The following is a 21878-nucleotide window of genomic DNA, read 5'->3' on the forward strand; positions in this document are numbered from 1 at the left end:
TTCATATCATCCTAGCCAAGGTGTTGTATGTCCATCCGCCTGAATCAATTACGTACCCGACTGCTGGAAGAGCAGCAACAACTGCAGCAGCAGATTGCCAGCTTCCTGGCGGCCCAACCCAGTCAGGATTATCAGCAGTTGCACCTGAAGCTGGAGCAATTGCCCCTACCCCGTTGGCCAGAACTATTGCTGCACTGGCATACGCCAGAACTGCGAGGGCCAAGCAAACGGTTAGAAGCGGTACAAGCTGCGCTCAGCCAAATGGAGATTGGGCTCTATGGAATTTGCTGTGACTGTGAGAGCCGCATCGAAGTCGAACGGCTGGAGCTGGATCCAGCCGAACAACGGTGCGCCAAATGTAGCTTAGGTGTTGGGTAGCATTAAGGTTTTGGTACCAGGTCAAACGCAATAGTCATACGAGATTCACTGCTACTAAAAGGCACGGTACCATGCCAGAAGTACGAAGGAAACAACACCAACTGACCGACTTCCGGTTTAACATAACGTTCCACAGCCAGTTTAGGTTGGGTAGCCATGCCTGGCTCGCCAAACTTCAACCAGCCATCAACATTGCCCTGCTTTACTGTTTTCGGCAACTCCAGATAACAGGCAGAAGAGATCCAGCCTCTTGAATGCACATGATTGCTATGAAAACCCTGAGACTTTAATAAAACCGACCACATCCCATTAAATTGCCAGTCCTGCTTATTGCGTCTGGTTAGCGGGTGCTGCTTATCCATGCCAATATGTTGCAAGTACTGCTCAATAGCAGGTGCTATGGCTTGTGGAAATGCCTGAATTGCCGGATCTTTAAAACGCAAAATGCTGGGCTGTTGACTGCCATGACGAACAGACTGACCAAAAGGATGTGTCTTAAAATGGTGATGCGTTCGCACAGCTTGCTTGAGCTCTGCCAGGTAATCAGGTAACGAAGACCAACCTGGCGGAGTTTGTAACGAATAGGATTGCACCATGGATTGGTAATTACACAAAGCTTTATAGCGTTCATCCTGCGCCAGCTTAAGGGCAGTAGCCTGTAAAGCCAGTGCCAACTGATCATCTGGCTGCTGTTCAAGATAGGCATCAATCATCGGTAAGACCTGAGCAGCCTGCTCATTGGCCATCAAGGCGTAACAATACGCCATTAAGGCTGGGGCATACTGTGGAGCCATAGCATAGGCCCGCTTGGCATGCACCAGCGCCTGCTGATAGTCACCATGATCCAAAGCAAGATGCGTAGCTGTACTTTGCAATACTTCATCTTCCATAAACTGCAAAGTATCGGCCAAAACCTTGTAGCCAACCACAATATCCCCTGCGCCTTCAAACACCCGGGCCAACGTCAGCCGCAGCACCGGGTTATCGGGGTGTTGTTTAATGCTCGCAATCAAAGTAGCTACAGCCTGTTGGATATGACCAGTTTGCATCCAAATCAGTTGAGCAAGTTCTAACTGAGCTTCAGCCAACACAGGATCAATCGCCACAGCCCGGCGATAAGCCTCTTCCGCAGCGGAAAAGTGATGCAGTCCCTGCTCTACACGAGCCAATACCAACCAAGTAGCCGCGTGATTCGAACCAAGCTGCAAAGCCATGCGTGCATGATAACGCGCATCGTGCAGCAATTCTGCATCGGCATAGGCAGTCGCCAGGTTGTGTTCAGGAATAGGGTCCCGGGGTGATAACAAACATGCTTGCTTGTACAAAGCAATGGCCTCGTCATACCGTTGCTGTTGCTTGAGCTGTTTGGCCTGTTGTGTTAACGCTGATAATTCACTCATGATGCCAGAGGTCTTAACTTGGAATGCCGATATATGTACCACAACCGGGCTTATCGACCAAGTGAAAACCCCTATCCAGCAGCAGTGTTGACAGCTTGGCTGATGGCAAGTAAGTTAGCGACACAAGAATAGCGAACAAGGAATCAAGTCCAGATGTTTAACAACCCAGTACCAGTGAGCCCCGAGCAGCACAGTGCAATCAAAATTCGTCAACAAGGTACCATTGAGCACCTGGTAGACCGGCAATTTGCCCCGGTTTTTTTTGGAGAATTCAGTAAGGTTTCAGCCCACTACCCGATCTTTTTCGTTTATGAAGAACAAAGCAAACAATACCGGCCCATCGCGGTTTTTGGCTTGCTGGAAAAACAGAACCTGTTCCTGCAACAAGGGCGTTGGGACGCATCCTATGTACCGGCCTCATTACGCAGCTATCCATTTAGCATTGCCAGGGCTGAAAACACCGATGACCAGTGGATGGTCTGTATCCACCCCGAGTCTGAATTGGTCAGTAGTACTGAGGGTCAGGCCATCTTTGATGACAATAAACAACCGACCGAGTTTTATCAAAACCTAACCAATTTCCTGCAAGACTTACTGGCACATGAAATGGTCAGTGTTGAAATTACCACCCTCCTGCAACAACTGGACTTGTTTAAAGAGGAAGCGCTCAAATTTACCGACAGTTCAGGAAAACAAGGCGCATTAAATGGATTCCACGTAATTGATCATGAAAAACTGGCAGCATTAAGCGATAGCGACTTCCTGAAATTGCGTCAACACAATGCCCTGGATGCCATTTACCATCATTTAAGTTCTTTGGACCGGGTGAGCGATTTAGTGCGTCGCCTGGGCTAAGCTAAATAGTTTGTACTGTTTCAAAGCCCGCTAAGCGGGCTTTTTGTTCGCCTTAACAAACCATCCTAAGGTTTTACCTGCTAACTCAAATGGTTGAATGTGGTATTCCAGCTGCCTGGATTGCCACTGTGCGCGGCACAATGCATCCAACTGTTGGTAATCCATAGCAACCTGCTGCATGGCATCTCCTCGCTTTTGACTATCCAGTAACTCAGCTTCCATTTGCTCTAACCAGCTGATTAACTCTTCCAGGCGATAAGCATGGACCCTGGCGGCCATGTCGGCGCAATCCTGATAAAACTGTCGGATTTGCTTACTAACCAGACCGGTTTGCTGTAACAGCCGCTGTGCATGCTGCAAAGCCTGCATCAAAGCATTTCGGGCTGCTGCCATCTCGTTCTCCGTTGTTGCAGAGTCGTGCTGCACCACACGAAACCAGTGACTGGCTTTAGCAAAGAATTGCTCATCCTGCATCGAACGAATCATGCGGTTATTGCGGGCAGTTTGCCGGAAGATTTCACTGTCACTGTGATGCACCAGTAACAAAATAACACCATCAACAGCAACCAAACGGCCTGCCTCAGCAAAGCCCGCTTCACCACCATATTCAATACCAAACTGACTGGCCACTAGCTGCTGACTGCTATCAGCCAATGGCACTTCTGCTAAATCAGCTTGCAACGGTGCAATATGAGTAAAGCGGTTTTGCAACTGTTGTAAGGCTTGTGAGGAGCTATCCACAGCATACAAAGCTGGCTCTTGCTGACAGGTAACGAAAAAACGCACAAGTTGCGTAGTGAGATCGCCACAACCAGCAGCCAACTCAACCACAGAGGTGATGGTTTGCGGTGTATTGTGCAGCAATTGTGCTTGCCAGAATTGGCCGAGTTGGTCTTGTTCCTCATCGCTTAAAGGCAAAGCCGATGCACCACCCTTAGCCCAATACCTGTCCCAGCTTGCTTTCGTATCTATCATGTCACTGCCTGTCTAAACTCGTTGTAAAACAGAAATAAAAAGCCCTCACAAGGAGGGCTTTACATAGTGATTGCAACTATCAGAAGCGTTGCTGGATTCCGAAGAATACATAGCGACCAGTTGAGTCCCAGAAACCTGGGTCAGTGTTCGCAGACAGTGCCGCTGAGTAGTATGGTGGGTCATTATCCAACACGTTGTTGATACCGACACTCAGACGGGTACCTTCACCAACCATCCATTGAACGGTCAGATCCAGGTAGTTCTCAGAAGAGTGATTTTCTGGGTTAGCAGCGCGGCTTGGGTGGTTATCCACTTTGCCGAGGTGACGCCAGTTGGCAGAGATGGTCACATCCCATGGAGTCATCCAGGTTGCACGGAAGTTATGCTGCCACTTAGGTACCGGATCACACACACCACCCCATTTGCCAGCACACTCGTTCAGCGTACCACCTGCAACCGGCTGGTTATCAAACTTCTGGAAGTAAGTACCGGTTAAGGAGAAACGCATGCGTCCCATGTCGTTCAAGTTCATGGTGTACATGGAGTTGACATCGATACCAGTGCGTTGTAGGAAGCCGATGTTGACGTTGGTAGTAATAACGCGGCCACCATCTAACCACAGTGACTGGTTGCCAGGAGCACGTTGTACCAAGCTACAGAACAGATCATCACCGGTATCCAGACAGTTGTTTACTGCAGTGATCGCCGGGATAGTCCCAATGGCTTTTTCAACTTTGATATCGAAGTAGTCGAGAGAGAAGTCAAACCCATCGATAAAGCTTGGACGGAAAACAAAACCAACAGATTTGGTTTTGGACTCTTCTGGATCCAGATCCGGGTTACCACCACGCAAATCATTGTACTGGTTAGCCGGGCTATTCGGGATGGAGCCGTAACGATCAGCCGTCACGCCAGTGCGCTGACAGTCTGCCAGAGAACGTTGTGGTGTTTCACCGCCACATGGATCGGCGTTCCACTGGAACAAACCAGCACCTTGTGGTGCAAACAACTCACGGATGTTGGCAGCACGGGCTGCGATCTGGTAGCTGGCACGCAGTTTGAAGTCTTGGGTAATATCCCAGCCCAATGCATACTTCTGAGTAGTTGTGGTTTTACCGGTATCGTACTCGGAATAACGGAAACCTAAATCAAGTACCAGACTGTCTGCAAATGGAGCATCTTCTACCAGATAGATTTTAGCTTCAGAGAAAATTTCATCTACGCTAACAGAACCAGAAACCGGTAAGGTTGGACCGCCCTGACCAGCACCTTCAAAGTCGATAAAACCACGGTCAGGAGCAAAGCTCAGACTATCACGACGGGTAGACACACCTAACAACAGCTCAGCACCGTATTCAGCAAATGGTGATTTAATGCCGTAATCGGTTAAGTCACCCAGCACATAACCGGTGAACTCAGTCAAGCCAGTAGTACCACGTGAGAACAATGGCAAGGTCAGGTAATCGATCTGCGCCTGATCAATAGCACCTTCGGTAAACAGGTTGTAAGGCACACAGCCAGGATCTGTGCCATCTGTGGCTGAACGACAAACAGCATTGCCATTTGCATCTGTAACCACATCTAATGCTTTGGCTAAGCGAGACTTACTGAAGTCGTTGAAGTAGGTTTCTGAGAAGTTAACCTGAGCAACGTTGAAATACACATCGTAAGTCCACTGGTCATTGATCTCACCACGCAAACCAAGCACTGCCCGGTGTGAATTGTGCTCAAGATCATTGATCCGAGGACCACCTTCAATATTACGTTTAGCTACAAACAAATCAACAGAGTCATCTGCTGTTAAGCCTCGATTGCCACACAGCGCATTAAACTGCTGCGCAGACATCAGTGGGTTAGAGCATCCCAGGCTCACAGGAACAAAGAACGCACCTGACTCAGCAATTTGCGATACACTGTTGTTGTGGGTATAACCGACTTCAGCATACAACTCAACATTGTTGTTAAAGGCATATTTACCAAAAGCACCTAAAGCAACACGCTCATCCGGACGCTGGAAGTAGTTGACCGGACCATAGTTGTACAAGCGACCATCGTTAGGCACAAACTCAGAGCCTTGCACGATAAAGTCAAAAGTATCGAAATCAGAGAAGCGTGGGTCTGGTGCAGTACCTGAACCGCCACAACCAAAGCCATTGACTGAGCCTCCGGTCAGGGCACAAGCACTGAAATCACGATCGGATTGGAATACCGGCTTAATACGACGGTAACTACCGAACATGGTGACGTTGCCTTTACCATCGTCCGAGTTAAAGCCCATGATCAAGTTGTACATGTTGGAGTGACCATCACGTACATTGCCATCTGGCAGTTCAAAACCTGCATTGCGAACAGCCTGAGCTGCAGAGCTGCTGTTGCTGTTGTTATGCTGGTAGAAACTGTGCTGGTAATCGAACTGAATGCCTTCGAAGTCATCTTTCAGCATAAAGTTCACAACACCAGAGATTGCATCAGAACCGTAGGTCGCTGAGGCACCACCAGTTAACAGCTCAACATTTTTAATCAGCTGTGCCGGGATTTGGTTCAAGTCCGGTGAAGATGCCAATGGTGAGCCATTCACCATCCGACGACCATTGATCAACGTCAAAGTACGCTGAGAACCCAGACCACGCAAAGAAATGGTAGCTGTACCGTTAGCACCGTTGTTGGTGGTTGCGGCCTGTCCTGCAAACACTTGCGGTAAATCACTGACCAGATCTTCCGTACGAATGGTTCCGGCAAACTCAAACTCTTCAGAGGTAACCTGGGTAATCGGGCTGGAGGTAACCACGTTGGCAGATTGAGGAATACGGGAACCCGTAACCTGAATACGCTCAACGCGCTCAGCTTCTTGCTCGTCAGCGGCGGCAACTTGTGCAGTCAGAGCTGTCGCCGAGGCGGCTCCAAAAGCAATCGCCAAGCGCACAGCTTTGCTTAATTTATTATTCGTATACATGTATTTCTCCCTGGACCACTATGAATTAGTGATTCTATTTTTCACCTAAGCCAGAACTTTACGGCATCCGGCATTCCGCTTAAACCGGGGAAACCCCGATCCGTCACTCTTTGATGATAAACGCAATTTTTCGCCAGGGTCAACTAGTTTGATGAATGTTTTTCGGAGTTTAATGGTCTTGCTTTTGAAGGGAGGCTGATGTAGTAACAACTGGAATATCACGTGCAGGTAGCACAATCAGTGTAAAATAAATGATTTTTGCCTGTAAGTTCTATTTCATAAAATTTTAGCCTGCAATCAACACCGCTCATTTGTACAAAATTCATGACAGTAAGACAGAATCATCCAATAATTAATTGCATCAGCACAAGCAGCAAGTCGTGTTCCAATCCTGCATACAGCAGCTGCGCTCTACCCACAAAAAAACACCAGCCGAGGCTGGTGTTTTTGAAGTTGATTTAAACGCTAAATCAGAAGTTGTAAGTAATGTTGGCAAATACACGGCGACCAAGCAGGTCGTACTGCGAGTACAGCGGAGCATTACCAGTGCGCAACAGGCCAGAGGCCAAGCTCACTTGCGGTGGCTCTTTGTCGAACAGGTTACGAACACCAACCGTTACGTCAAAATCACCGAAAATCCGGCTGGCTGACGCTGTGTGATAGATAGTGGTTGGAGTATCGGCGATGAACTCATACTGAGCACCACGGTAGGTAGTGAGGTTGCCGTTGGCAAAGTATTTGTAATCATCGGTTTTACCGAAGTAGTTGGTGGTCCAGTTCAGACGCAGATCATCACGAATCAAAGTTACCCGTAATACACTGCTGTGCTTTGGATCACCCACATCACCCACGTACTGCGACGGCGTACTGGTAGAGAACAACTGGAATGAACGTTTCAGCTGAATATTGTGCTGATAATTCACTCGCAGGGTACCAAACGAGAAATCATTGGTGTAGTTAAAGCCAACATCCACACCACGAGCAATTTGATTTGCTACGTTGGTGTAACCACCAAACACTGTTTCAACTCCAAAGTCCAAGCCGTTCTGACCACCGTTACGACGAACGATTTGATTACACAGCGGCTCATTCGGGAAGTTTTCAGAGTTGTAACAGGTATTCAGAACGTTGGCCCCACCCACATTGCTGATTTGACCTTTGATATCATACTTGTAGTAGTCAATAGAGCCAATAAAGCTATCTGAAGCATTTTTCCAGACAATACCCAAGTTTTTATTTACGGAAGTTTCCGCGCCTAAACGACCTAAGCCACCACTGGTTACTGATGTAATTGAACTACCAGGAGTTGTGTACGTCGCAGGAACGACAGTAGCACAGTTATCAGCAACGCGCTGAGCAATAGTGCCTGCTTCCAGTCTATTTGCCCAATCCAAACATGGATCTACTGTCTGGCCCAGGAAGCCAGTTTGTGCGTCAAGATACAGCTCGAACAACGCCGGCGAACGGAAAGAAGTACCTTTCGAAGCACGAACACTCAAACCACCAGCCACTTCCCAGTGAGCAGACAGCTTGTAAGTGGTATCACTACCGTAGGTCGATACATCGGTCCAGCGACCAGAAGCAGTGACATCCAAGGACTCAACAAATGGCTTGTCGTGCAGTACCGGAATGTTTAATTCGGCAAATACAGCACGGGTATTAGATTTACCAGCCGTGATGCCTGCACCGGTTAAGCCCCAGGAGTTGCCATTACGGGTATGGAAGCCTGGAGTATCTTCAATTTCATCGGTCTGGAATGAAGCACCAACCGCTGTACCCACCATGCCCGCTGGCAATTCAAACAAGTCACCAGTGATGTAGCCTTCTACTGTTTGTTGCTTGTAAACCGTGTGGCCTACATCTTCACCAAACAGGAAGTTTCGCACGCTTTGGCTAGGGTTACCGTTAATCAGATCAGCATCCAGCCAGTTCATATTGATACAGGCTTTGTCCGAGAATTGGGTGCGCTCACCGATAGCACAGGTGCGCAGATTACCATCGGCATCAGCTTGCTGAGTGCGCTGGCCCATCAGCATGGAGTCACGGAAGATAATGTCGTTGGTATACCGGCCCCAGTTGTAACTGTTCTGATAAGACAGATCCCAGTCCCAATCGCCGATACTGCCTTCCAAGCCCAATACTGCACGGGTGTAGTGTACATCGGTTTCTGTGCCAAAATGATCGGTAATATTTACCGGCATCATGACAGCACCACCTTCCCAGCCATCCACCCGGCCACCCGGAATTTGTGGGAAATCAGCGTACCAGAACTGGCGCACGCTTTGCTGTTGGGTATTACGACGGTTGTGCAAAAACTCAGCGTACATACCCATGTTGTCGGTCAACTCGTAATCTACCTGACCATAAATAGACCACACTTCAGTCTCTGGTATCATTGAGCGTTTCTGGTTGAATGGATGAGCCTGGTCACCCCAGCCATCCGATTCACGGTCATATGAAACCGGGTACCAGCCAGCAGGTGCAGAAAAATTGTTTGCGTCTGGGTCGGTAATCAAATCAGCAAAAGTAGGACGGTTGAATTGCGCAAAAAAGCCATCATAATCGTACTGAGCTTTCACACCAGCGGGTACGTTGCTGGCGCCTGTTGCCCACATCCAAACTCCATACTGCGCATCAGCACAATGGTAGTTACCAGTACGCGGATCAATTGGGTCGCCCCGCTCGCCAGTGACCGGATCAAACAACAAACGCTCGGAACAAGCAAAGAAGCTACGATCGCCGCGCTTCAGCTCGCTATCCAGCCGGTAATCGGCCATCAGGCGGTAAGAGCCGCGATCAAAAGTACGGCCCAAAGTGGCGTTCAAATTAAAGCGCTCACCACCAGAGTTAAACGGTTGGTTAAAGTTAACGTTGATGCTGGAGTCATCGCCACGTTTGGTGATGATATTGATAACACCGGCTACTGCATCAGAACCATACAGTGATGAAGCACCATCTTTCAGGATTTCAACACGCTCAACCACAGATACAGGCAAGGTGTTCATATCAAAGGCTGCAACCTGACCACGGGTACCGGCAGGACCCGCACGACGGCCATTCAATAAGACCAGTGTACGGTTTGAGCCCAGACCACGCATAGATACAGATTCATTACCAGAACCACCGGCAGTAACATAACCCACCGTTAATGCAGAAGTAAGCTGGTTTGAACCAGATGCAATGGTAGACGTACGCAACAATTCACCCAGGTTGTTTAAACCTGAGTCTGCTACGACTTCTGAACTAATAATTTCAATCGGTGTCGCATTATCGAAACCGTCGGTACGGATACGTGAACCGACTACCTGAATACGCTCAGGTTTTTGTTCTTGTGCTTCTTCGTCGTTTAATTCTGCAACAGCAACAGCTGGCATAGCCAAAGCTGATACTGCTCCGAAAGCCATTGCCAAGCGCACAGCTTTGGACAATTTGTTATTTTTATACATTCATGTCTCCCTGGTTGTCGTACATAGCGACAATCAAATTTTGTGAGGTGTTTTTGAGCTTTTGAAAAAGCCTTGCTGAAATACCCTGTAACAAAAAAGCATTTCATCCCTGATGCTATACATTTCATCCCTATCAGGTCAACCTTCTTGCTAAAATTTGCGATGAATGCAGATGATCTGAGATGACTGTGCAGGCAAAAATAGCGACAATCTGAAGTAATAGTTACCAGTAGCTGAGCCAACCCCTAATAATGGGTACCCAGGAAAATCAAACACCTATGCTTACAACCAACATCCAGCAAAGTATCCGCTCTATTCAGCTTAAAATTAAAAACGCTTTACCCAACTACCGGGTACGACAGGGGCAAAACCAGCTGATCGCTGAAATTGCCCACACCATCGCTGGCAGCTACCACCGTCATCATCGCATTGCGCTGGTTGAAGCTGGTACCGGCACTGGTAAATCACTGGCTTATTTGCTGGCATGCATCCCTTATGTGCTGACGCACAACAAAACCCTGGTGATCGCAACCGCCACCGTCGCTTTGCAGGAACAGCTGGTACGCAAAGATTTACCATTTTTTCAGCAACACTCAGGGCTAGACTTTGAGTTTTGCCTGGTCAAAGGCCGCCAACGTTATGCCTGCATTGAGCGTTTGCAGGAGTTGCTGCAGCAGCCTGAACTATTTCCGGATAGCAGCGTTAAGCATCAGGCGACCGCCAGCAAGTTACTCAAAGCCTGGCAGCAGCGGCATTGGCTTGGCGATAGCGATAGCCTGCCATTTACTGTGCCGGATGCCCTCTGGCAACAGATCCAGGCCGATCCCTACCATTGCCATCGCGGCAGTCGGCGCCACCAACACTGCCCATTTCACCTGGCACGAGCTGAAATTACCGGCAGCCAGGTGCTGGTGACCAACCAGGCTTTTTTGCTGGCCGATTTAGAAGCAGGCTCAGCGCAGTTGCCAGCACCGGAAGACTGTGTATACGTGATTGATGAAGGCCATCACCTGGTGGAGAGTGCCCGCAGTTTTTTATCCGCCAGCGCTCCTCTGCTGCAGCAAGAGCTGTGGCTGGAAAAAGCGTTAAAGTTCAGTCAACGCATGCAGGCTAATTTACCCGAGTCGGCACTTAAAGCTGCCATCAAATTGCAGGAGCTGATCGATGATTACCGCCGCGATTACCAGCCGGTTAAACTGCAACTCCCCGCTTTTATAACAGCCTGGTTTAACGACAAACCGCAACATCGCTTTACCGATGCGGCTTTACCGCTGCTTTTAAGCCAGCAGGCTGAGTCATTGGCAAGATCCAGCCGCCAGGTGCTCAATCAGTTGGAACTGCTGCACCAAAAAGTTCGTGAGGCGATTGTAGAGCAGCAATTTCCCACCCGGGCGATCAGCAGTACCTTGCAGGATTTCTCGTCCTTTGATCAAAAATTCAGTCAGCAACAAGCGCTGTGGCAGCTGTGGGCCGAGCAGCAAGGAACACAGGTGTATCAGGCCCGGTGGGTGGAGCAACCTGAGCAACAGACCCAGCAGGTGATCGGCTATGCCAGCCCGCTCAGAGTGCAGGCACAACTAGAGCGTCTGCTGTTTCGGCCGGCGTTTGCCTGTGTGCTCTGTTCCGCTACCCTGACCGCACTCAACTCGTTTAACTACCCACTACGAGAGTTGGGCCTGGATCAGCTGGAAGGCGTGCGTACGCTCAAAGTAGAGTCGCCGTTCGCTTATGCGGAGCAAGGCCAGATTTTGCTGCCCAAAATGCAGCATGAACCCACGGCAGAAGGCTTCACTGCAGAATTGTGCCAGCAACTTCCCGACTTCTTACCCAAGGGACAAGCCAGCCTGGTACTCTTTGCCTCCTACTGGCAAATGAATGAAGTGGCAAAAGCACTTCGAGGCAAAGGCTTTGAGCTGCTGGTGCAGGGAGAAGCGGCCCGGCAAAAACTGCTGGAGCAGCATCAACAGAATGTTTCACAACAAAAAACCAGTATTTTATTCGGTACCCAAAGCTTCGCTGAAGGGTTGGATTTACCTGGCCAGCTGCTGACCAACCTGGTGATTACCAAGTTGCCATTTGCAGTGCCCACCTCACCGCTGGAAGAAGCGATGAGTGAAGCCGTAAGCAAACAAGGCGGCAACCCATTTTTACAGCTGACGGTACCGGCAACAGCAAAGAAACTGGTGCAGGCTTGTGGTAGACTACTGCGGCAAGAGCAGGACAGCGGTCAGATTGTGATTCTGGACCGTCGCCTGGTCAGCAAAACCTATGGCAAAGCGATGCTGGACGCGCTACCGCCATTTAAACGCAGCATTCACTATTAAGGATGCCTCTTTGTTCGCTGAATTTGCCATCGAACCCAGTGTTCTTGTTATTCTCTGTGCCGTCGCTTTTACCGCTGGCTATATTGATGCCATTGCCGGTGGCGGTGGCCTGTTAACCATTCCTGCATTACTCACCGCTGGTTTACCGCCGCATCTGGCACTGGGTACCAACAAGCTGGCAGCGACCTTCGGTTCGCTGACGGCTTCGGTGACCTATTATCGCAAACGGTTGTTTGACCCTGTGTTCTGGCGCCGCAGTCTGCTTTATACCGGCATCGGGGCGGCCTTAGGGACGCTGCTGGTCGATCAGCTCAGCAGCGCTGCACTGGAAAAGTATTTGCCGGTGGTGATTTTACTGGCTGCAGTCTATACGCTGTTTAACCGTATTGTGCCGGACGATCAGCTGGAGCTGCCCAAGCAAAACCGTCGCTTGTTCTGGCAACAACGAACGCAGGGATTGGCGCTGGGTTTTTACGATGGGGTAGCCGGCCCTGGCACCGGTGCCTTCTGGATGGTCTCTACCATGGCGATGTACCGCATCAACCTGCTACTGACCTGCGGTGTCGCCCGCACCATGAACTTTATCAGCAATGGTGTTTCACTGGCGGTCTTTTTATTGCTTGGCCATGTCTTTATTCTGCTTGGCCTGGCGATGGGGCTTTGTTTGATGGCCGGTGCCTGGTTGGGTGCTCATTCCGCCATCCGCTTTGGCAGCCGTTTTATCCGACCGGTCTTTATCAGCGTAGTGGTAGCGATTGCGCTGCGACTGGCCTGGCAGGCCTGGAGCTAGCATGTCAGCGCTTAGCGAGTTAAAACAGCGTTTGGCACAACTGCGCGAACAAGCCAGAACCCTGGATCAGGCACCGATGCCCGGCAAGCCTTTGGATTGGTTTCAAAGCGAGCTGTTCAGTTGCCATTCGCCTTACCTGACCGATTATGTCGATGAAGCTTTGCAGCAAGTAAAGCGGCTGGAACTGTACAGCTCTGACCAACAAAGTATAAGCACTGAGCACCAGCAGCGGTTGGCCGAACGCATCGCCGCTCAGTGCAATGCCCTGACCCGGGCCTTTGCCAACAGCCAAACCCGAAAAAACTTTAAAGTGAGTAAGCGCAAAGCCCAACAGGTAGTGCAGCACATCACCCAGTCCAGCCGTGATCTGTATCAGCAGCTGAGTCAGTACAAAGAGTTTGAGCAGCGGCTGGAAGATATGCTGCGCCTCGCTCAGCACCAAAACCAAGAGGTGCAGCAACAACTGGCGTTGCAAGCGCGCTTAGGCCGCTGTCGTCGCGCCATCAGTGAAGTAGAGCAGCAAATCCAGTTTCAGGAGCAGCACAAGCGTTGATATGACACTCCCGCTGATTTATCACCCCTGCTACAGCGCCTTAGCACTGCCGGAGCGGCATCGGTATCCTATTGGTAAATACCACGCCCTTCAGCAGCAGTTACTGGCATTAGGTGTACCAGACAGCGAATTTCATCAGCCCGAGGCCGTGCGTCAACACGAACTTAGCCTGGTGCATTGTCCGGACTATATCCGAAAGCTTTGCTCAGGAGAGCTGGATACCAAAGCAATGCGCCGTATTGGCTTTCCCTGGTCAAAAGAACTTATTCAACGCTCCCTCACTTCCATGGCCGGTACCCGGCTCTGTGCCGAGCTGGCGCTGCAGCATGGCATGGCGCTGCATTTAAGTGGTGGTTACCACCATGCCTTTTACGATCAGGGCTCCGGGTTTTGTTTGTTCAATGATCTGGCTTTTGCCGCAAAATCCATGCAGCAACAGGGGGTGAAACGTCTGCTGATTTTCGATCTGGATGTGCATCAGGGCGATGGTACTGCACGAATGTTGGCCGATGAGGCGGACATCATTACTTGCTCAGTGCACTGCGACAAAAACTTTCCGTACTTCAAACAACAATCGGATTGGGATCTGGCTTTGCCAGCCAATATCAGCGAACAAGATTACCTGGCAGAGGTTGAGCAGGCACTGAACTGCCTGTTGAACTGGTATCAGCCTGAGCTGGTCTTGTACGATGCAGGGGTGGATTGTCATCAGCAGGATGAGCTGGGCCACCTGCAGCTAAGCACCAAGGCTTTGTTGCAACGTGATCGCCTGGTACTTGGCAGCTGCCGGCAGCGTCAAATCCCGGTGGCAGCGGTGATTGGAGGCGGTTATCAGCGCAACCTGAAGGCTTTGACCCAACTGCATTTGCAACTGTTCAAAGCCGCCTTTGAGCTGGAAGCGAACTCAATCGCCAGAAAAATAGAAACCTAAACGCTTTTTCAAATCAGCAGGCAGTGCAGGTAACTCTGACTTTGGCAACAAGAAGGTTGCCATATGAAACAGATCGGTAAAAATACGATTTTTCTCGGTAGTCCGTTTTAAATAATCATGGCCGGAAGAGCCCCCAGTGCCAATTTTGGTGCCTAACATCCGTTGCACCATCATGGCATGCTTGTAGCGCCATATCGTCAGGTTTTCATCAATCTCGGTCAGGCAGGTCAGCAGCTGGAATGGCAGGTTAAACACCGGCTCCTCCTGATACAGGCTGATAAAAAGCGCGGATAACATAGCACGCTGACTTAACCGGAAAGCCCCTTGCTGTTGCAACTGCTGGTACTCGTCATTATCAAGTAAAGCCGCAAATTTCTGCCGGGTTTTGCCAATCTCTCCAAGCTGCAGCTCACGCTCTGCTTCCGCCAGCTGCTCGATACCGCGCACAATGCTTTCATCCCGGTCTAACATGCTTTGGGTAGCCTGCTGATACAACTGCCAGAAACTAAAATCACCGAACTCCAGAAAGGGCATGCGCTCCAGCCATTTTTCTATCAGCTCAAACAAGCTCGGCTGATGCTCCAGCGCCTGCAAGAAACTGCGATCTTTGTCATTCAGCCGGGTATAAAAGGAGTTTTTATCAAAGTCGATGCGGTAATCGCTTTTCAGCCCCAGGCCAATTTCCAGCATTTTAAATTGCACACTCTGAAAACCGGAGGCCGGTACCAGGTAATCCCGAAATGACATAAAATCCTGCGGGGTCATGGTTTCCATCACCGCAATCTGCTGGTTCAGTAGTTGCTGAATGCTGATCACCCGTTTCAGTTTATGCACAATGCCGGTCAGCTGCTCATCTTTCACTTCTTCTTCGGCAAAAACAGCCAGCACCGCCTTGAGTTCATGCAGGATTTGTTTAAACCACAGCTCATACACCTGGTGCACAATGATAAACAAGGTCTCATCGTGGGCTTCAGCGCCATAATGAGCACTCTCCGGTGCCTGGGCATTTAATAGCTGGTCCAGCTGAAGGTAGTCGCCGTAATAGCAAGGCTTTTGATTTTTCTGCATCTTTTTTATTCCACCACTTGAGTTGCTGGCATTGTAGCAAGCCAATCCAGTAGAACCAATGCGGTGGTTTTTTTCGCAAAAGCCGATTATGCTTGAGAGCAGTAGCGTCTGCTTTACAACCAAGAAGAGTAATCATGATTCTGAACGACGATATCCACAACTACTATGAGAAGCTGGTGATCGATTATTTAGCGCAGCAAGGCCTGGATCAGAACAAAGATCCCGACTATTTGGCCGACTTAAGCTGCATTATCCTCAATCAGCTACCGCCCCGCTATATCCGCTATGAAGTAGATATGGCCTTCTATTTGCCGCAAAGCGAGCGTTTTGAAATGCAGATGAAGGTACAGGAAGCTGTGCGCAAAGCAGTGGAGTTTCTGGATAACCAAGGCTAAACCGGTGGATGGTGGGTGGCAACCCCACCAGCCACATCCCGGCACATGCGTCATAAGCTGCGGCTGCTTCCTTCCGGACCTGACCGGGTTCACCTACTAGCATTGCGAGAGGACCCATGGGGTTACCATAGTGTGCCATCAAGATGGCAGGCGCGCATTATGCGCAAATCCTGCCGGGGTTGCAACCTCAGTTTGAATTCTGCTGATGGCTCAGCTCAGTTTTTAACCGCTGCAAATGCTGATTCAAACGTCGCTGGTTGTCCGGCCCAATGCGAATTAACTGTTTTTGCACATCGCTCATGGCTTCAATGTGTGGCTCGGCGAAGTGGTACATCACGCTGGGAAGCTCCAGCTCAAACACCCCATCCACCACAGGTTGTGCCAGCAAGTAATCGATGGCTTGCAATAAGCGCTGTTTGAACGGCTTATCGGGATAGCCCAGCTCAGCAAAAGCTTCATCCAGCAATGGTTGATAGTGCCGCAGCAATGCCACCTGGGTAGAGACAGGAACGCTTTCCAGCAAGGTCAAATAGGGTTCATAACGGCGAAAGCCAGCAGGGTCCAAAGTCAGTTGCTCGTCTTGTCGTCTTACAGCAAAGGGTTGTTCCGGGGTAGTGAACACCAGGTGGTCACTGCTGATTTGACCCCGGCTGACGTTATCGGTCAGCACGACCAGACGACGCAGCATATCTTCACGGACAAAGAGTCCGGCCAGACCGGGTTGCCAGGGCAGTTGCAATAAGGCTTGACTGACTTCGGCATCCGATTCATTCAGTGCAGGTAACTCAGGTTTTGGTTCTGGGTCGGGCTCAGGCAGAGCTTCCACCGGCGGTTCACTGGTCACCGCTTCAGGCGGCAATACAGGAATGATCTCAGTCAGGGGCTGTGGCTCAATAGGGTCTGGCACGTAGGGCTCAGCATCGGGTAATGGTACCAGCTCAACGGGTGGCATCGGCTCGGGTTCAGGTGCCGGGCTATCGGAGCGAAACAACAACCAACCAGCAATCAAAATAACCAGTACCACAGCAGCCAAACCCAGATAGTAAAGCTGCTGGCCAGGTGCCGATGCTTCCGATGATTCACGCTCTGTCATAATAGCCTCTTCGCTTGGAAAGTTGCATTCAATTCGTTGTCCGACCAGACTAAAGTCAGATCGTATTTGCAGTCTGCTCAGCATACAATAGCTTGAGATGTTGCAATAACCCTTTTTAGCCAGCAGCTTACCAAACAGAGCAGCAAAGCGAGTAAAAGTTCAGCCGAATGAAACAAACAGGTTCTGATAAGCGACGAAAAACAGCCTTGCTGCTGACCGGTGGTGGAGCCAGAGCTGCCTATCAGGTGGGTGTGCTCAAAGCCATTGCCACCCGCTACCCACGCAACAGCAAAATTCCGTTCGAAATTATTTGCGGAACCTCTGCCGGAGCCATCAACGGCACCGGTATTGCCTGCTATGCCTCCTGCTTTCATTTAGGCGTAAAAAAAATCGAGTGGGTCTGGCGGCACTTTCATACCAACCAGGTCTATTACTCCGATTATCCCCGAGTATTTCGTCATCTGCTGCGTGGTGCATTCAGTGCCTTTCAGGCCGATTATGCCAACAAACGCCCGGTCAGCATGCTGGATAACACCCCGTTAAAGCAGCTGCTTGGCAAGATCCTGGATTTGCAGCGTATTGATCGCAATATCATGGGTGGCTACCTGTCCAGCGTTTCCGTCACCGCCTCCAGTTACAACGACGGTGACTCCATTACCTTTTTTCAATCCGACAGTGCCAGTGACTGGCGCAGGGCCAAACGCTGCGGTCAGCGCACCTTGCTGGGTTTGCATCATCTCCTGGCGTCGGCAGCCATTCCATTGCTTTTTCCATCGGTACAGATCCACCAACAGTACTTCGGTGATGGCTCGGTGAATCAATTATCACCGCTCTCTGCCCCTATTCATCTGGGGGCAGAGAAAATTCTCATTATTGGTCTGGAGCAACCGCGCAGCCACGATTACAGCCAGCGCTTACCCCACCATCCGGGCCTGGCCACCATCGCAGGTCACTTACTGGATACCATCTTTGCCGATACGCTGAATTCAGATTTAGAGCGAATGCAGCGCATCAACAGCACCATAGCCACCATGCAGCAGCATGGCATTGAGACCAACCTCAAACCTATTGATAGCTTGCTGGTAAATCCCAGTCAAAACTTTAACCAAATTGCCAGCGAGCATTTTTTATCCTTACCACTGGCTGTCCGTACCATGTTCCGGCTGATGGGAATTGGCCAGCATTCGGACTCAAGCCTCGCCAGCTATTTATTATTTGAACAGGAGTATACCCGCCGGCTGATAGATATTGGCTTCGAGGATGGTATGCATCAATTGGATGCCATCATCGGGTTCTTGCAATCAGATTGAGAACAACACTGACGATTTCTTCGTCAAAAAAGTGTCAGCACTCAACAACGCTGAAACGATTGTCGGGTAGCTTATTGACTAAGTTATTGATGCAATTAACTATTAACATTTAGGCACAATTATTGCATTATAACCGTATTCCCTGAATCAGGAAGCGGTTATGAGCTTATGTCTACTTAACGAAATCAGTCTGCCAGATGCGCCCAGCTATGCTGCCGTCGCGACCGATGAGTACTGGCGTGCTCCTTCTGTACAGCAGCATCAATCCTTGCTGGCACAGTTGCAAACCACGCTTGATCTGCGTGAGCAGTTGCAGCTTTTCTCCATGGCAGCAGGCAATATTCTGCCGCTGACCGGTCTCGAGTTGCAGACCGCCATTGGTAATTACGGTGCTGCTGGCTCTGCCAGTGCTGACTATGAACATCGCAGCCTGCTGATGTTGAAAGAACAGTGCCTGGCAAAATTGCATTATTGCAGTGAGCACCCATTCACGCCGCTGATTTGCAGTAAGTTGCAAGCGCTGGAAGTGGAATGGCTGTACTCATTGCGAAATGCGCTGGTAGTCACGCGGTTACAGCAAATGGCACTGAAAGATACGCTCACCGGCCTCGGTAACCGCCGTTTCTTTGATGACAGCTTGACCAAAACCATTCAGCTCGCCAAACGAACACAGAGCCAATGCGCCGTACTACTGCTTGATTTGGATAATTTTAAACAGGTGAACGATCTCTATGGCCATAGTGCAGGCGACGATATTCTAATGGCGGTAGCCAAGGCCATGCATACGACCTTGCGGGCCACCGACTCACTGTTTCGGTTTGGTGGCGATGAGTTTGCAGTCTTACTAAATGATGACGATGCAGCCAGCAGTGAGTTGATTGCCAGACGGCTGGTCAAAGCCATCTCGCGCCAACACGATTGTCAGCAGCATCAGGTCACTGCCAGTATTGGGATTGCCCATTGGCAGGCTGAACAGACAGCTGCAGAACTGTTCGCTACAGCAGATAAAGCGCTTTATCAGGCCAAAGAAGCGGGCAAGAACCGCGTCCGGCGGGCCTAACCAATCAGCTGCCGGGTTGAAACCGGCACCACAAGGCCGCTTCGACTGGCGATACACAGCTGCTAAAGCCTGCCACCAGTTGCAGGGTACCTCCCTGCAGCACCAGTGGCAGATAAGGCCGCTGCCAGGGCGGGATCTGCCACTGCTTACACCACTGTTTTACAGGCTTGCTGTGCCTGGCACCAAACGGCTTGAAAGGCAGGCTAAGCTTGCCAAAACAAACTTCAAGCTCGGTAGTGGTTGTCAGCGGCAGCCAGTCATCGCCGGGTGCCTTACCCGAAGGATGAAAATACAAGCATCCCAGCCCCATCGGCAACTCAAGCTGAGCCTGCCCCTGCCAGAGCAGACCAGCGATTGGTTTGACTGGCAAAGGATCACACAAGTACAAAGCCTGTCGAAAACGCCTGAGCTGATACTGCTGCAACTGCAGCTTTGGCATGGCATCAGCTTTTGCTGCGATAACTTGCTGCTGCAAAGTAGTAAGCCAGGCCAGTTCCGGAGTTAACTGATGCAGTTTCAGCCAGGAGCGCAGCAAAGCATGTTGCTCTGACTGGTTTCTTCCTTGCAAAGCAGCCAACTGCAGTACCCGCTTATCTTCGCTCAGATAAGGCTGCAATTGCTGCTGCCAGCTCTTTTCTAACTGTTTATCTGCAGCGGCACAATGCGCCATACTGCGCGCAGCACTTCGCGCAAAGGCAGGCCAACGCTCAGTCAGTAGCGGCAGTACTTGCTGACGTAAAAAATTGCGATCAAACTGCACATCCTGATTGCTGGGGTCGTCCACCCAGCGCAGCTGCTGCAACGCAGCAAACTGCTCCAGCTCCAGCCGGCTATGCTGCAGCAATGGACGTACCAACAGACCGCCGGCAAAGGGTCGGCTTGAGGCCATGCCTGACAGTCCGGTCAAACCACTGCCACGCTTTAAAGCAAGCAGCAGGGTTTCTAACTGGTCATCGGCATGGTGAGCGGTCAATAGCAGGCTATCTGGTTCAACGCAGTGTGTTGCCAAGTGCTGATAACGCACCTCTCTGGCCCGTGCTTCCAGATTCTGCCGCCCTTTTATTCTCAATCGGTGATGCTGAAAAGGCACAGCTCTTTTGCTGCATTCCTGCTGACAAAAATGCAGCCACTCATCCGCCTGAGGTTGCAAGCCGTGATGCACATGCACCGCTTGCAACTGCCAGGGGGCTCTTGCGGATAAACCATGCAATAGCTCCAGCAGCACCATGGAGTCAAGGCCACCACTTAGCGCCAACACCACTTTTTTTGGCTGATGCAAATGCAAACAAGCAGCCAGAGTTTCCTCCAGCTGCTTGCTGATTGTGCTATCATCGCCTGCGGTCATGGCCGCTCAACTTACCATCAGTTGATTAATAGCCTAACAGTAACCGAACGACATCAGCCGTTGATAGCGCTTATCCAGCAGCTCCTGCACCGATAAGGTATCGAGTTGCTGCAAATCACCCAGAATCACTTCTTTCAGTGTCAGTGCCATTTGCTCCGGATTGCGGTGCGCACCGCCCAATGGCTCAGGTACCACCCGGTTAATCAGGTCCAGCTCTTTTAAGCGCTCAGCGGTAATGCCCATCGCATCTGCTGCTACCGAGGCCTTCTCTGCACTTTTCCATAAAATAGAAGCACAACCTTCCGGTGAAATCACCGAATAGGTACTGTACTGCAGCATATTGACCCGATCACCGACACCAATCGCCAAGGCACCGCCAGAGCCCCCCTCGCCCACAACAGTACAAACCACCGGTACCTTTAAGCCAGCCATTACTTTCAGGTTACGGGCGATGGCTTCACTTTGCCCCCGCTCTTCGGCACCAATACCCGGATACGCGCCTGGCGTATCGATAAAAGTAATGATCGGCATCTTAAAGCGCTCCGCCATTTCCATCAGACGCAGGGCTTTGCGGTAACCTTCCGGCCGTGGCATGCCAAAGTTGCGGCGGACTTTTTCTTTGGTATCACGACCTTTTTGATGGCCAATCACCATCACCGGCCGGCCATCCAGTCGGGCGGTACCACCCACGATGGCCACATCATTGGCGAAGGTGCGATCACCAGCCAATTCATCAAAATCGGTAAATACATGCTCAATGTAATCGAGCGTATAAGGCCGGTGTGGATGACGGGCCAGTTGAGCTACCTGCCAGGCACCTAAATCTGCAAAGATCTTTTTCGTCAGGGCCAGACTCTTTTCTTTCAGCCGGTTGACTTCCTCTTCCAACCCAAGATCGAAATCGCCATTGCGACTGACAGTACGCAGTTCATCAATTTTTGCTTCTAATTCGGCAATGGGTTGCTCAAATTCCAGATAATTTAACATCATGAGTCGTCAAAC

16 protein-coding genes, 1 other RNA gene and 1 pseudogene are annotated in these 21878 nt (G+C 50.4%); 9 read left to right on the forward strand and 9 right to left on the reverse strand.

Annotated features, from left to right (window positions below; all coding sequences use genetic code 11):
- Nucleotides 1-27: 27 nt before the first annotated feature.
- A complete protein-coding gene (locus QWY20_RS09380) occupies nucleotides 28-378 on the forward strand; it encodes a TraR/DksA C4-type zinc finger protein (protein ID WP_330128761.1) in 351 nt (116 codons plus the stop codon).
- Nucleotides 379-380: 2 nt separating this feature from the next.
- Here QWY20_RS09380 and QWY20_RS09385 read toward each other — a convergent pair whose 3' ends face one another.
- Nucleotides 381-1778, reverse strand: coding sequence for a putative 2OG-Fe(II) oxygenase (locus QWY20_RS09385; RefSeq protein ID WP_330128762.1), 1398 nt, complete (start codon nucleotides 1776-1778; stop codon nucleotides 381-383).
- Nucleotides 1779-1931: 153 nt separating this feature from the next.
- Between QWY20_RS09385 and QWY20_RS09390 the strand changes: the two genes are divergently transcribed.
- Entirely contained in the window at nucleotides 1932-2633 is a 702-nt protein-coding gene (locus QWY20_RS09390; protein ID WP_330128763.1) for a SapC family protein, read from the forward strand.
- A gap of 30 nt (nucleotides 2634-2663) precedes the next feature.
- Here the strand turns inward: QWY20_RS09390 and QWY20_RS09395 are convergent, their stop codons facing one another.
- From QWY20_RS09395 to QWY20_RS09405, 3 genes and pseudogenes are all read right to left on the reverse strand, one after another.
- On the reverse strand, nucleotides 2664-3608 hold the full coding sequence (locus QWY20_RS09395) for a class I SAM-dependent methyltransferase (protein WP_330128764.1): 945 nt from the start codon (nucleotides 3606-3608) through the stop codon (nucleotides 2664-2666).
- A gap of 79 nt (nucleotides 3609-3687) precedes the next feature.
- Nucleotides 3688-6561, reverse strand: a complete 2874-nt coding sequence (locus QWY20_RS09400; RefSeq protein WP_330128765.1) for a TonB-dependent receptor plug domain-containing protein — start codon at nucleotides 6559-6561, stop codon at nucleotides 3688-3690.
- A gap of 608 nt (nucleotides 6562-7169) precedes the next feature.
- A pseudogene (locus tag QWY20_RS09405) lies at nucleotides 7170-10007 on the reverse strand (TonB-dependent receptor plug domain-containing protein); the annotation flags it as partial.
- A 278-nt stretch (nucleotides 10008-10285) separates the two neighbouring features.
- Between QWY20_RS09405 and dinG the strand changes: the two are divergent.
- The 4 genes from dinG to QWY20_RS09425 are packed head-to-tail and all read left to right on the forward strand — an operon-like array spanning nucleotide 10286 to nucleotide 14605.
- The gene (gene dinG, locus QWY20_RS09410; protein WP_330128767.1) at nucleotides 10286-12331 is read left to right on the forward strand and encodes an ATP-dependent DNA helicase DinG; all 2046 of its coding nucleotides are present in this window, start codon (nucleotides 10286-10288) and stop codon (nucleotides 12329-12331) included.
- Nucleotides 12332-12341: 10 nt separating this feature from the next.
- On the forward strand, nucleotides 12342-13121 hold the full coding sequence (locus QWY20_RS09415; RefSeq protein ID WP_330128768.1) for a sulfite exporter TauE/SafE family protein: 780 nt from the start codon (nucleotides 12342-12344) through the stop codon (nucleotides 13119-13121).
- Nucleotide 13122: 1 nt separating this feature from the next.
- Nucleotides 13123-13674 (forward strand): primosomal replication protein PriC, encoded by a 552-nt coding sequence (gene priC / locus QWY20_RS09420; protein ID WP_330128770.1) that lies wholly within the window; start codon nucleotides 13123-13125, stop codon nucleotides 13672-13674.
- Between the two features lies 1 nt (nucleotide 13675).
- Nucleotides 13676-14605: a histone deacetylase family protein gene (locus QWY20_RS09425; protein ID WP_330128771.1), complete on the forward strand. Its 930-nt coding sequence runs from the start codon at nucleotides 13676-13678 to the stop codon at nucleotides 14603-14605.
- On the opposite strand, the gene QWY20_RS09430 is transcribed toward QWY20_RS09425, so the two are convergent.
- Nucleotides 14579-15673, reverse strand: a complete 1095-nt coding sequence (locus QWY20_RS09430) for a tryptophan 2,3-dioxygenase family protein (RefSeq protein WP_330128772.1) — start codon at nucleotides 15671-15673, stop codon at nucleotides 14579-14581. The two genes, QWY20_RS09425 and QWY20_RS09430, sit on opposite strands and share 27 nt — an antisense overlap.
- Before the next feature lie 134 nt (nucleotides 15674-15807).
- On the opposite strand from QWY20_RS09430, the gene QWY20_RS09435 reads away from it, so the two are divergent.
- The gene (locus QWY20_RS09435) at nucleotides 15808-16068 is read left to right on the forward strand and encodes a late competence development ComFB family protein (RefSeq protein WP_330128773.1); all 261 of its coding nucleotides are present in this window, start codon (nucleotides 15808-15810) and stop codon (nucleotides 16066-16068) included.
- Nucleotides 16069-16090: 22 nt separating this feature from the next.
- Here QWY20_RS09435 and ffs read toward each other — a convergent pair.
- Nucleotides 16091-16187: signal recognition particle sRNA small type (gene ffs / locus QWY20_RS09440), an RNA gene on the reverse strand.
- A gap of 68 nt (nucleotides 16188-16255) precedes the next feature.
- Nucleotides 16256-17161 (reverse strand): DUF3014 domain-containing protein, encoded by a 906-nt coding sequence (locus QWY20_RS09445; RefSeq protein WP_330128774.1) that lies wholly within the window; start codon nucleotides 17159-17161, stop codon nucleotides 16256-16258.
- Between the two features lie 167 nt (nucleotides 17162-17328).
- Here QWY20_RS09445 and QWY20_RS09450 point away from each other — a divergent pair, with 167 nt between their 5' ends.
- Both QWY20_RS09450 and QWY20_RS09455 read left to right on the forward strand, forming a co-directional pair.
- The gene (locus QWY20_RS09450; protein WP_330128775.1) at nucleotides 17329-18471 is read left to right on the forward strand and encodes a patatin-like phospholipase family protein; all 1143 of its coding nucleotides are present in this window, start codon (nucleotides 17329-17331) and stop codon (nucleotides 18469-18471) included.
- Between the two features lie 160 nt (nucleotides 18472-18631).
- Nucleotides 18632-19531, forward strand: a complete 900-nt coding sequence (locus QWY20_RS09455) for a GGDEF domain-containing protein (RefSeq protein WP_330128776.1) — start codon at nucleotides 18632-18634, stop codon at nucleotides 19529-19531.
- A gap of 4 nt (nucleotides 19532-19535) precedes the next feature.
- On the opposite strand, the gene tilS is transcribed toward QWY20_RS09455, so the two are convergent.
- Together tilS and accA are read right to left on the reverse strand one after the other, a co-directional pair.
- Nucleotides 19536-20876 carry a tRNA lysidine(34) synthetase TilS gene (gene tilS, locus QWY20_RS09460; RefSeq protein WP_330128777.1) on the reverse strand — a complete coding sequence of 447 codons (1341 nt, stop codon included), beginning with the start codon at nucleotides 20874-20876 and terminating at the stop codon, nucleotides 19536-19538.
- A 33-nt stretch (nucleotides 20877-20909) separates the two neighbouring features.
- Nucleotides 20910-21866, reverse strand: coding sequence for an acetyl-CoA carboxylase carboxyl transferase subunit alpha (gene accA, locus QWY20_RS09465; RefSeq protein WP_330128778.1), 957 nt, complete (start codon nucleotides 21864-21866; stop codon nucleotides 20910-20912).
- Nucleotides 21867-21878 lie beyond the last annotated feature (12 nt).

The organism is Alkalimonas cellulosilytica (assembly GCF_036325985.1).
GTDB lineage: Bacteria > Pseudomonadota > Gammaproteobacteria > Enterobacterales > Alteromonadaceae > Alkalimonas > Alkalimonas cellulosilytica.